The organism is Kumtagia ephedrae (assembly GCF_003012745.1).
In the GTDB taxonomy this organism is placed as follows: Bacteria; Pseudomonadota; Alphaproteobacteria; order Rhizobiales; family Rhizobiaceae; genus Kumtagia; species Kumtagia ephedrae.
Genome location: NZ_PXYK01000002.1, coordinates 271,431 through 283,326, shown reverse-complemented (window position 1 = coordinate 283,326; position 11,896 = coordinate 271,431). Strand labels below are relative to the sequence as shown.

General features: G+C 65.6%; 10 protein-coding genes. 5 read left to right on the top strand and 5 right to left on the bottom strand.

Annotated features, from left to right (window positions below; genetic code table 11):
• Window positions 1-10 precede the first annotated feature (10 nt).
• The 3 genes from C7I84_RS03085 (at window position 11) to C7I84_RS03075 (ending at window position 3,511) form a co-directional block, all read left to right on the top strand.
• A complete protein-coding gene (locus C7I84_RS03085; RefSeq protein ID WP_106770685.1) occupies window positions 11-1,264 on the top strand; it encodes a M24 family metallopeptidase in 1,254 nt (417 codons plus the stop codon).
• A 72-nt stretch (window positions 1,265-1,336) separates the two neighbouring features.
• Window positions 1,337-2,467: a CobW family GTP-binding protein gene (locus tag C7I84_RS03080; RefSeq protein ID WP_165815963.1), complete on the top strand. Its 1,131-nt coding sequence runs from the start codon at window positions 1,337-1,339 to the stop codon at window positions 2,465-2,467.
• Window positions 2,468-2,551: 84 nt separating this feature from the next.
• A complete protein-coding gene (locus tag C7I84_RS03075; RefSeq protein WP_106770683.1) occupies window positions 2,552-3,511 on the top strand; it encodes an NAD(P)-dependent oxidoreductase in 960 nt (319 codons plus the stop codon).
• A gap of 103 nt (window positions 3,512-3,614) precedes the next feature.
• On the opposite strand, the gene C7I84_RS03070 is transcribed toward C7I84_RS03075, so the two are convergent.
• The 5 genes from C7I84_RS03070 to C7I84_RS03050 all read right to left on the bottom strand — a co-directional run bounded on the left by C7I84_RS03070 (window position 3,615) and on the right by C7I84_RS03050 (window position 9,142).
• A complete protein-coding gene (locus tag C7I84_RS03070) occupies window positions 3,615-4,631 on the bottom strand; it encodes an ABC transporter permease (protein WP_106770682.1) in 1,017 nt (338 codons plus the stop codon).
• A 1-nt stretch (window position 4,632) separates the two neighbouring features.
• A complete protein-coding gene (locus tag C7I84_RS03065) occupies window positions 4,633-6,135 on the bottom strand; it encodes a sugar ABC transporter ATP-binding protein (RefSeq protein WP_106770681.1) in 1,503 nt (500 codons plus the stop codon).
• A gap of 95 nt (window positions 6,136-6,230) precedes the next feature.
• Complete coding sequence (locus C7I84_RS03060; protein ID WP_106770680.1) at window positions 6,231-7,268, bottom strand: sugar ABC transporter substrate-binding protein; 1,038 nt, start codon at window positions 7,266-7,268, stop codon at window positions 6,231-6,233.
• 186 nt (window positions 7,269-7,454) lie between these two features.
• A complete protein-coding gene (locus C7I84_RS03055) occupies window positions 7,455-8,255 on the bottom strand; it encodes an SDR family NAD(P)-dependent oxidoreductase (RefSeq protein WP_106770679.1) in 801 nt (266 codons plus the stop codon).
• The gene (locus tag C7I84_RS03050) at window positions 8,252-9,142 is read right to left on the bottom strand and encodes a sugar phosphate isomerase/epimerase family protein (protein ID WP_106770678.1); all 891 of its coding nucleotides are present in this window, start codon (window positions 9,140-9,142) and stop codon (window positions 8,252-8,254) included. Before C7I84_RS03050 ends, C7I84_RS03055 begins: the two co-directional genes overlap by 4 nt.
• A 274-nt stretch (window positions 9,143-9,416) precedes the next feature.
• On the opposite strand from C7I84_RS03050, the gene C7I84_RS03045 reads away from it, so the two are divergent.
• Both C7I84_RS03045 and C7I84_RS03040 read left to right on the top strand, forming a co-directional pair.
• On the top strand, window positions 9,417-10,490 hold the full coding sequence (locus tag C7I84_RS03045; protein WP_106770677.1) for an SDR family oxidoreductase: 1,074 nt from the start codon (window positions 9,417-9,419) through the stop codon (window positions 10,488-10,490).
• Window positions 10,491-10,731: 241 nt separating this feature from the next.
• Window positions 10,732-11,886, top strand: a complete 1,155-nt coding sequence (locus tag C7I84_RS03040; protein WP_106770676.1) for an ABC transporter substrate-binding protein — start codon at window positions 10,732-10,734, stop codon at window positions 11,884-11,886.
• Window positions 11,887-11,896 lie beyond the last annotated feature (10 nt).

Here is an 11,896-nt window from a genome sequence, read left to right as displayed (position 1 = left end):
GCCGCACGAAATGAAATACAACAGCCCGTATTCAACGGCTTCCTGGGGCCAGATGGCCAAGGACTGGGAGCAGGGCGTCGACTACAGCCGGCTCTCCAAGGATCGCCTCGCCCGTGCCCAGCGGGCCATCAAGCATGCCGGTCTCGGCGCGGTGCTCTGCTTCAACTTTGACAATATCCGCTACGTCACGGCCACCCACATCGGCGAATGGGCGCGCGACAAGTTCATGCGATATGCGCTGTGTCCGGGCGAAGGCTCGCCCTTCCTTTGGGATCCGGCACCGCCGGCCAAGCGCATCGCCTCGCCCTGGATCGCCGACAACGTCGCGGCGCCGCTCACGACGATGCAGGGCGCCATCCCGCCGCACATGAACGTCGCGCGCGATTTCGCCCGCCAGATCAAGAAGGCGCTGGTGCATTACGGCATCGACAAGGAGCCGCTCGGCATAGACATCATGGAACTCGGGATGATCCGGGCGCTCGAGGCCGAAGGCATCGAGGTGGTCGACGGCCAGCAGGCGCTGCTCGATGCCCGCGAGATCAAGACGACCGACGAGATCGAACTCCTCAAGATGGCGGCCGCCATGGTCGACGCCACCTATGTCGACATCGCCCGCGCCATCCGCCCCGGCACCAAGGAGAACGAACTCGTGGCGATCGCCAACGACAGGCTCTTCCGCATGGGCTCGGAGCGGGTCGAATGCGTGAATTCCGTGTCGGGCCAGCGCGGCCGCCCGCATTCCCACACCTTCTCCGACCGCATGATCCAGCCGGGAGACATGATCTTCCTCGACATCATGCACTCCTACAACGGCTATCGCACCTGCTACTACCGCACCTTCATCTGCGGCGAGCCGAACAAGGCGCAGATCGACGCCTACGAGACCGCCTCCAAATGGATCAGCGCCTCGATCGACATGATCCGTCCCGGCATCACCCCGGACGAGGTTGCCGCCGTATGGCCGGACGCGCAGGACTTCGGCTATCGCGACGAGGCGGAGGCTTTCCTGCTGCAGTACGGCCACGGTGTCGGACTGTCGCTGTGGGAACGCCCGATCTTCTCCAAGCGTTTCCGCGGCCAGAACACCCCGCTCAAGGAGGGCATGGTGTTCGCGCTCGAGACATGGAAGGGTGCCGAGGACGGAACCGGCGCCGCCCGCATCGAGGAGGAGGTCGTCGTGACCAAGGATGGTTGCGAGATCATCACCAATTTCCCGTCCGATCGACTGATCTCCTGCGGCCTGCCCGGCTGCGAGGTGTTCTGAGACGGGCCAGGACCAGAGTGAGCCGATCCCATGGCAAGCCAAACGCGACGGAGCAGTGCTGGTCGCATCCCGGTGACTCTCGTCACCGGTTTTCTCGGCAGCGGCAAGACCACGCTCATTAATGCGGCGCTGAGGGCGCCGGGCATGGCCAACACGGTCGTCGTGGTCAACGAATTCGGCGAGGTCGGCCTTGACCATCAGCTCGTCACCTCGTCGAGCGATCAGGTCATGGTGCTGGAGAACGGCTGCCTCTGCTGCACCGTCCACAGCGACCTGGTCGGGACGTTGAACGGCCTCTACCACGACCGCGCGGCCGGCCGGATTCCATCCTTCGACAATGTCGTCATCGAGACCTCGGGCCTTGCCGAGCCGGGGCCGGTGCTGCAGGCGTTCCTGTCGGAGCCGACGCTCGACGGCCTCTATCGCGTCGCCACCGTCATCACGCTGGTCGACGTCGTCAACTGGCGAGGTACGGTCGAGCGTCACGACGAGGCGGTGCGCCAGGTGGCCTTTGCCGACCGCGTGCTGCTCACCAAGCTCGACCTGGCTGGTGATCCGCAGGCGGAGGCGCTGGCGCGGCGCGACATCGCCGATCTCAATCCGGCGGCGGAAATAGAGATCGTCGACTGGTCGCCGAAAGCGGTGGCCGCCTTGCTGACCGACAAGGGCTTCGACGCCGGCGACAGCAAGGCCGATCCGCGCCCCTGGTTGAAGGTCGCTGCACACGAAAACCCTAATGATCATCATCATCACGACCACGGCCATCACCATCATGACCACGCCGGCCACGACCACGATCACCACGAGGCGCACTACCATCTCCGTGGCAAGGGGGTGGAAAGCTTCGTGCTGACGCGGGAGGCGCCGCTGTCGCGCGACGAGCTGCAGTTCCTGCTCGACGGTATCAGCCAGAACCTCGGCGCCGGCCTGCTCAGGGTGAAGGGACTGGTCAACATCGCCGGGGAGAGCGGCAAGCCGGCGGTCATCCAGGGTGCCCAGCATCTGCTGCATACCATGACTTGGCTCGACCGCTGGCCGGACAAGGACGACCGCACGCGCATCGTCTTCATCACGCAGGGCATAGCCAGCGCGGAGCTGCGCGAGATCGTGGAGCTTCTGGACCGTGTCGGCGCCCGGACGTTCAAGGCGCGCGAACGGGCCAAGATCCTGCAGGAAGCCGTCGCCCGGCGCAGCGCCGGCTGAGCGGTAGTCGGCGCCCGTTGGGTCGGGAGATTACCTGCGGTTTCGGGCCGCGCCTTCCACGAGCTGAGCAGGCCATTGCGGAGAGTGGCGGACGACATCATCATTTGGTTCCGCCTCCGGCGCCTGTTCGAGCGATCGGACAACGGGTTCACGGAGGAGACCGTCATGAGAATAGGTTGGATCGGCCTCGGCAAGATGGGATTGCCCATCGCCCGGCATATCCACGCGGCGGGCAATGCGCTGACCGCCTATGCGCGCAGCGACGCCAGCGCGGAGAAGGCGGCCGCCGCGGGCTATCCGGTGGTGCGCGACATGGCTGCGCTCGCCGCCGCCAGCGACGTCGTCATTTCCTCGATTTCCGACGACGCGGCGCTCCACGAGGTCGTTACGGCTGACGGCGCTTTGGCCACGCACCTCGTCAAGGGGCAGACCTATATCGACACCAGCACCCTTTCGCCGGAAGCCTCGGCCGCCGTGGCCGATCTGCTTGGGGCCAAGGCTGTGCCCTATCTGCGCGCGCCGGTTTCGGGTTCCACCGCGACCGCCGAGGCGGGCGCGCTGACCAGCATCGTCTCTGGTCCGCGCGCCGAGTTCGAGCGGCTGACGCCGCTTTTCGAAAGCTTCACCAGGACCCGCTTCTGGCTCGGCGAGGGCGAGCAGGCGCGCTACATGAAGCTCGCCGTCAATTCCACGCTTGCCGGCATGGCGGCGCTGATGGCCGAGGCGCTGGCTTTCACTGCAAAAGGCGGTATCTCGCTCGCCGACGCGATCGAGGTCTATTCGAAAAGCGCGGTCGCCACCCCGCTGCTCGACTACAAGCGCGCCATGATCCTGGAAGGCAGATACGACCCCGCCTTCGCCGTGACGCAGATGATGAAGGACCTGGACATCGCGCTGTCGGTCGGACGCGACCTGCATGCCCCCCTGCCGCTTGCCGCGCAGGTGCGCCAGCAATACGAGGCCGCCTATCTGCACGGCCGGGGCGAGCGCGACATGTTCGTGCTGGTCAAGGAGATGGCGGACCTGGCGGGGGCCGGCAAGTAGCTCGTCTTTCGGCCGGACGGAACCGGCTTGCAGGACAGGATTTCCCCACTGCGGATTGGGTGCCTCCGATCAGACCTCGGCGGTCCTGCTCGCGCTGGCCGCGTCAGGCGCGAGGGGCTTCGCCGCTCAGCCGCGTGATGATCAGCGCGAGCAGGATGATCGCGCCGTAGCAGGCGTCGATCCAGAAGGCGGCTATGCCGGAAAGCGTCAGCACGTTCTGCAGCAGGCCGAGCAGCAGCACGCCGGTCAGCGCCCCGATCATCCGCCCCTGTCCGCCGTTCAGGCCGATGCCGCCGATGACGGCCGCGGCGAAGACGTAGAAGATCATGTTCTGGCCCTGGCCCGCCATGACGGAAGCGATGCGGCCGGTGAGCAGCAGGCCGGCAAGCGCAGCCAGCAGGCTGCCGACGATGAAGACGCCTATGGTGATGCGCTCGACCGGGATGCCGGCGACGCGCGCCGCTTCCGCATTGCCGCCGATGGCGTAGATAGCGCGGCCGATGCGGTGATAGCGCATCATCAGCCCGAAGAAGAGGAAGAGCAGGCCAGCGATCCAGATCGACGCCGGGGCGCCGAACCATTTGGCCGTGCCGAGATAGAGGAACTCCGACGGCAGGTCGAACAGCGTCTGGCCGTTGGTGATGCCGAGCGTCATGCCGCGCAGCAGGATGAGCACGGCGAGCGTGGTGATGAAGGCGTTGAGCTTCAGCTTGACCACCAGCAGGCCGTTGACCGTGCCTACCACGAGCCCGACGGCGAACAGCACGGCGATGCCGGCATATCCGCTGATGCCGATGCCGGAGCCGCCGACATAGGTGTCGACGATCATCAGCCATGCGGCGAGCATCGGCGCGAGGCCCACCGTCGATTCCAGCGAGAGGTCGAACTTTCCGCAAATCAGGATCAGCGACTGGGCGATGACGAGGATGGACAGCTCGGACGATTGCTGCAGCACGTTGAGCAGGTTTTCAGGCAGCAGGAACGACGACGACACGAAGCTGCCGACGACCATCACCAGAGCGATCACCGGGATCAGCACCAGGTCGCGCAGATTGAGCCTGCTGAACAGGTTCGAGCCGGCGGAGGTGGCCGGAATGCTTCGGGATGCGGTGCTCGCCATGTCAGTAAAGCCCTTCGATTGCCGCGACCATGTCGTGGTCCTTCCAGCCGGGCAGGAAGCTGCGGCTCAGCCTGCCGCGGAAGATGACTTCCACCCGGTCGCAGACGGTCAGCTCGTCGAGATCGTCCGAGACGATCAGCACCGCCATGCCGCGCGCCTTGGCCTTGTCGATGATGTCGTAGACGGCCTGCTTGGAGGCGATGTCGACGCCCTGGGTCGGCGCGACCAGAACCAGTACCTTCGGATCGGAGGCCAGCGCCCGTCCGACCATCGTCTTCTGCTGGTTGCCGCCGGAAAGCTGGCCGATCTGCTGGTCGCACGAGGAGGCGACGATGCCGAGCGTGGCGATCTGTCCGTCGGCCATCGCCGCCTGGCGCGCCGGCGAGACGAAACCGTACGGACCGAAACGGTCCATGACGGTGGCGGTTAGGTTGTCCGCCACCGAAAGCAGCGGGAACAGGCCGCGCTCGTGGCGGTCGCGCGCCACATAGCCGACGCCGGCGGCGCGCATCGCCACCACGTCTCCCATCGGCGTCGCTCTGCCCAGAATCGAAACGGTGCCGTTGTCGGGTTCGAGCAGCCCTGCGATGGCTTCCGCAACCTTGTCCTTGCCGGACCCGGCAAGCCCCGCAAGGCCGACGCATTCGCCCGGCGCGACGCTCAGTTCGATGTCCTGAAAATCCTCGCCGCGGCAAAGGCCCGACACCTGGAGACCGGGCGCTCCGCCGGTCTTCGCGGCGGACTTGCTCTCGCGCTGGACCATCGCCGCGTCGCCGACCATGGCCGCGACCAGCCTGTCCTTCGGGAATTGCGAAAGCTGCGCATCGGCGACGACGCGGCCGTCGCGCATCACCGTCACCGTGCGGCAGATATCGTAGATCTCCTCCAGATGATGCGAGATGTAGAGGAAGGTGACGCCGTTCGCCTGGAGCGCGCGGATGCGGTCGAAGAGGCGGTTGACCTCCTTGCGTTCCAGCTCCGCCGTCGGCTCGTCGAGGATAATGAAGCGGCTGCCCTGCAGCAGGGCGCGTGCGATCTCGACGATCTGGCGCTGCTCGACCGTCAGCCGCCACGCCTCGATGTCGGGCGGCACGTCGAGATCCCAGTCCTTGAGTGCCGCCATCGAGCGCTCGCGCAGGCGCCGCCAGGCGACCAGGCCGAGGGCGTTGCGCGGCTGGTTGTTGAGGAAGAGATTTTCGCCGACGGTCAGATGCGGAATGACCATCCAGCGCTGGTAGACGCAGGCGACCCGCTGGCGCCATGCCCGCCGGTCGCCGAGCGCGGGCGCCGGCTGCCCGCCGAGCCGGATCTCCCCCGCGTTGGGCGCGTAGATACCCGTCAGAAGGCCGACGAGCGTTGACTTGCCGGCGCCGTTGCGGCCGACCAGGGCACGGGCATCGCCAACCGGGATCGAAATCCCGACGTCGTGCAGGACCTCGATCGGGCCGAAGCGCTTGACGATGCCGTGCGCCTCGGCCGCCAGGTTCGTTGCTGGGTTCGTCATCGGTCAAATCCGCCTGATGGGGGTCCGGCCGAACGGACATTCGGATGAATACCGGATACGGGACCGCTCTGCGGCGGTCCCGTATGCCAACGCGCTTATTCCTTCGCCTGGTTGCCCCAGAGCGCCGGATCGGACGCGTTTTCCTTGGTGACGACGGTCGCCGGCAGATAATCCATCAAATTGTCGCCGGCATGCACGATCTCGCTGCCGTGGTCGGTCGGACCTGCCTGGAAGGTTTTGCCCTCGAGAGCGGCCTTGGCGTAGAAGGCGCCGTATTTCGCGTAGAGGTCAAGCGGCTGCGCCACGGCAACGTCGAGATAGCCCTGGCGAATCTGCTCCATCGCATAGGGCGTGCCGTCGACCGAGGCGAGGAAGATGTGGTTGGCCTCGCCGACCTTGGTCAGCTTGCCGGCGCTCTTCAGCACGTTCAGCACGCCGGCCAGCATCACGGAATCGCTCTGCATGTAGATCGCCTTGAGATCGGGCGTGGTGGTCACCACGGTCTGCGCGGCCGACGTGGCCTTGTCGGCCTTCCAGTTGGTCGGCTGCTCGATCAGCTCGATCTTCGGGAATTTCGCCTTGATGCAGTCGTTGAAGCCGGTCGTGCGGTCGCGGCCGTTGGTCGTCGCCTGGTCGCCCATCAGCGAAAGAACCTTGCCCTCGCCGCCGAGCGCGGCGCCCACTGCCTCGCAGGCCTTGGCGCCGATGCCCTTGTTGTCGGCGCGCACGATCATCGCCGCCTTGCCCTTGGCGGGCGCGATGTCGATGAGCACGGCAGGCACGCCCTTCTCGGCCGCGAAATCCAGCACCGGCGAGATCGCCTGGCTGTCGGTCGGGTTGATGATCAGCGCCTTGGCGCCGGCCGAGATGAGATTGCGCACGTCGGTCGACTGCTTGGCGGCGTCGCCATTGGCGTTGGTCGCCGGCAGCGTCTCCATGCCGGCTTCCTGGACGGCCTTCAGCGTCTGGTTGGCCATGATCGCCTGGAACGGATCGGTCAGGAACGGCGCGGAATAGCCGAGCTTCGGCTTGTCCTGGGCGGCGGCCGATCCGGCTGCGACGCCCAGGGCGATGGCCGAGGCTGCGGCCGCAATGAAGGCCGAGCGGGATGCGTGTCCCGTAAAATTCCTCATGATTTCCTCCCTTAGCCGTGCCAGACGAGGGTGGCCGGCAAGAGGAATAGTTCGCCGCGCCTCCCCGGCTGCGCAACGCGCAAGATGCTCATTTTGAGAGGAACGGCCCGAAGGCACGGACGCCGCGGGAGAAAGAAAGCCGTCCCCGCATGGACGGGAACGGCGGGCGCAACGGCAGGAATAGACTCAGATGATGCTGCGGACCGAGCCGCCGTCGACGCCCCATACGGATGACGTGACGAACGAGGCGAGGTCGGATGCGAGGAAGAGGATGACATTGGCCACTTCCTCGGGTTCGCCGAGACGGCCCAGCGGCAATTGCCGCAGGCTCATCTCGTGCTCCACGGCTTGCTTGGGAGGCATGTTGTGGAATTTGCCCATGGTTTCGGCGAAGCCGCCCGGCTTCGACCAGAACGGCGTCCAGACCGGGCCGGGGGCCACGGCATTGACGCGGATCTTCGGCGCCTCGGCGCGCGCGAGGCTTTTGGTGAGTGCCAGAACCGCCGACTTGGACGCGCCGTAGTCGACCGGCACCGGCTCGGGCTGGCGGGCGAGGTCGGATGCGTTGTTAACGATCACGCCGCCGCGCTCGCGCATGATCGGCAGCGCCAGGCGGCATGTGCGCACATAGCTCATGAAGTTGAGCTGGAAGGTCTTTTCCCATTCTTCGTCGGTGAGCTGGTCGAAGCTGCGCACCGCGCCGGAGCCGACATTATTGACCAGCACGTCGAGGACCCCGCCGAACCTGTCGAGGGCCGCCTTCGTCGCCGTCGCCACGCCGTCGCCGGTCGACAGGTCTCCCAGCCCGACCGACGCCTTGCTCCCGGCCGCCTCGATCAGCGCAACCGTCTCGTCGCAACCCGCCTTGTCGATGTCGATAAGCGCGACCTTGGCGCCTTCTCTTGCGAAAGCGACGGCTGTCGCGCGGCCTATTCCCGTCGCGCCTCCGGTAATGGCGACGATCTTTCCTTCGAGATTGGTCTTCATCGGCTTTCCTCCCGTTCAAGCTCCCGCCAGCCGGCCTTGTCGAACATCGCCATGGTCGTATCGTAGGACCGCTTGGCCTGATCCTTGAGAGAGCCCACACGGTAGGTGCGGCTGAGCACCTCCACGGACCAGAAACCGTTCCAGCCGGTCCGGCGGATGGCACGGATGAAGCCGGGCACGTCGAAGCAGCCTTCGCCCGGATAGACACGCTCGCCGATCGTGTCGTCCCACAGCGACCCGACGATCTCGGCGCGGGCGTCGTTGAGTTCGACCGACTTGACATAGGAGGCGGGCAGGTCGGCCACTTCGCTTAAGGAAATGTTGCCGCGCTCCATGTGCCAGATGTCGATGCACAATCCTGCGTTGGCGCGCCCCGACTGGGAAACGACGGCGCGCGCGGTCTTCAGGTCACGGATGTTGGTGAAGGGCAGGACCTCGATGGCAACGTCGATGCCGATCGTGGCAGCCGCGTCGGCAACTTCGGTCAGGGCCTTGGCGTAGTGCGCGACATCGATCTCCTCGGCCCACATCTTCGGGGCGATCTTGAGGTCGCGGGCGCCGAGCACCGCGGCGGCTTCGATCAGCTCCTTGCGGACGCGGTCGGATTGCGTCTTGGCCTCGCCGAGTTCGAACCAGTCGCCGAGGAACTCGACCTCGACATGCTTGATGCCGGTATCGTCGAAGAGCCGGCGCATGCCTTCGAGGCCCATCTTGGCCGCGTTCGCCTGGATGTCCTGGTAGACGAGGCCGAGGCCTGTGTAGCCCGCTTCGGCGGCCGCTTCCGCACGCTCGCGCAACGGGAACGGGCTGACTTCGGTCGGTCCCATCGGATAGCGATCGCCGGCGATCGTCCAGTAGGCGGCCAGCAGCTCGATCGACTCGGCCATCGATGTCCTCCCCAGGATAGGCTCGTCGGGCCGGCGAAAAGCAGTCGGCCCCGCCGTATGTTTGATCGGCATCTTTCGGATGTGGCCCGTGTCGTGCAACATCCAGGATTATCAAAACGAATATTCCCGGACGTGACTCGAGGGCAAAGTCTTCTCATCCTGAGACATGAGGATCATGGGCTGACTGCGGCTGCCCCATCCGTCGGCGATGCCGTGGGCTATGCTCCCCTTACGGAGTGCGCCGCCGCCAGAATGAACGACATGGGAGGGAAACATGCAGAAGACGGCGTTGGTGGTCGGCATCAGCGGCATGATCGGCGGCAACGCCGCGCGTGAGCTGCTGGATAATGGCTGGACGGTCTACGGACTTTCGCGCAATCCCACGAACGACACGGCCATTGCCGGCGTCAGGCCTGTCGCGGCCGATCTGCTCGACGCAAGATCCGTCGACGCAGCATTGAAGGATGTCGCGCCGACGCATGTCTTCTTCGCCACATGGACGCGCCGGCCGACTGAGGCGGAGAACATCCAGGTCAACAGCGCCATGGTCCGCAATGTGCTCGACGCGCTGTCGCCGAAGAAATGCGTCGAGCATGTCGAGCTGGTGACCGGACTCAAGCACTATCTCGGGCCGTTCGATGCCTATGTCTCCGGCGGCTTCCGGCCGCAGACGCCGTTGCGCGAGGAGCAGCCGCGCCTCGACCTGCCCAATTTCTATTACGCCCAGGAAGACGAGGTATACGCCGCGGCGCGGCGCGACGGCTTCACCTGGACCGTCCAGCGCCCGCACACCGTGATCGGCAAGGCGATCGGCAACGCCATGAACATGGGCTCGACGCTGGCCGTCTACGCGTCGATCTGCAAGGAAACCGGACGCAAGTTCCGCTGGCCCGGTTCCGAAGGGCAATGGAACGGCATTTGCGACGTGACCGACGCGCGCGTGCTCGCCAGGCATCTCGTCTGGGCGGCGACCGCGCCGGGCGCGCGCAACGAGGCCTTCAACGTGGTCAACGGCGACTACTTCCGCTGGAGCTGGCTTTGGCCGCGCATTGCGGACTGGTTCGGCGTGGAGTCGGTCGGCTGGGATGGCACGATCCACCCCTTGGAGGCCGAAATGGCCGATGCGCCGGCCGTCTGGGCGGGCATGGTCGCCAAATACGGCTTGAAGGAAGCCGATCTCGATCGCCTGGCCTCGGCCTGGCACACCGACCTGGATCTCGGGCGGCCGATCGAGATCATGACCGACATGACGAAGAGCCGCGAGGCCGGTTTCCTCGTCTTCCAGTCGACCGAGAAATCGTTCACCGACCTGTTCGCCCAGTTGCGCCAGGAAAGGCTTATTCCTTGACGCTGCCTGGGGCCTGCGTCGCGCCGCGTGCGTCGATGCGGGCCACGTCCCCGTGCGGACGGGAGTCTCAAAATGATAAATTCTCCGGTTGGAACGCAAGGCTAGTCCTGTAACTCTTCGACTTAGCGCCAGGGAGGGCGCAGCCAGTCGAATGGACCGGACTGAGCAGTATCGACGCGCCGGGCAATGCGCCGGACGCGATGGGGAAGGCTGTGCCACAGCCACAGACGGAGGAGCTGACATGACCAATATTACCCGCCGCTTTGCCATGATGCTGGCCGGCGCGGCAGGACTTGCGGCGCTCGCGGCCCCTGCGTTCGCGCAGGACAGCAAGTTCTACAGCGGTGCTCCGCGCACCTATCTCTACAACCCAGATACGGAAGTATGCTTCAAGGATACTTCCGAATACAAGAAGGACGGGCCGTACACGATCGGCTTCTCCAATGCCGGACTTGGCGACTCCTGGCGTGTCGTCATGCTGCACTCGCTCCAGAAGGCGGCGGCCGGGCACAAGGACCAGATCGGCAAGCTGATCATCACCGATGCCGGCCATGACGATGCCAAGCAGGTCGCGGACATGCAGGACCTGATCTCGCGCGGTGTGGACCTCTTGATCGTCAGCGCCAACACGCAGCAGGCGCTGGATCCGGCGGTGCAGCAGGCGATGGCCCAGGGCATCCCGGTCGTGATGATGGACCGCCGTGTCGCTTCCGACGACTTCGTCACCTTCGTCACCGCTTCGGACGCCATGATGGGCCGCCTGTTCGCGCAGTGGATCGCCGAGAAGCTCAACGGCAAGGGCAACGTCATCATGCTGGCCGGCCAGGCGGGCTCCAGCCCGTCGGAAAACCGCGAGAAGCCGGCACGCGAGGTGTTCGCGCAGTATCCCGGCATCAAGGTTCTGGAGACCGTCTATTCCGACTGGTCGCCGGTGAAGGGCAAGCAGGTCATGCAGGCGATGATCGCCAAATACGGCAAGGACATCAACGCGGTCTGGTCGGCGCACGGCCTTCAGACCCCCGGTTCGATCGAGGCCTTCATCGAAGCAGGCTACAAGGACGGCGAGATTCCGCCGCACACCACGGCGGACGTGAACGGCCCGCTGCAGATGGCGATCAAGCACAAGGTGCCGATGCTCGAGGTCGGCTATCCGCCGGCCATGGGCGGCATCTCGATCGAGGTGGCGCTGCAGGTTCTCGCCGGCGCCCCGGTGCCCTGCATCTATACGATCAACTCGCAGATCGCCGTGTCCGAGGGCGACGAGACCCAGTCGATCCAGACGCCGCTGCGCCTCACCGACATGGTGGTTCCGGACGGCCCGGCGGACATGCTGATCACGGGCGGCATGGGCCAGGACTACGACCCGAAGACCTACAAGGTCGACTATCCGCAATAGACCCGGCGGC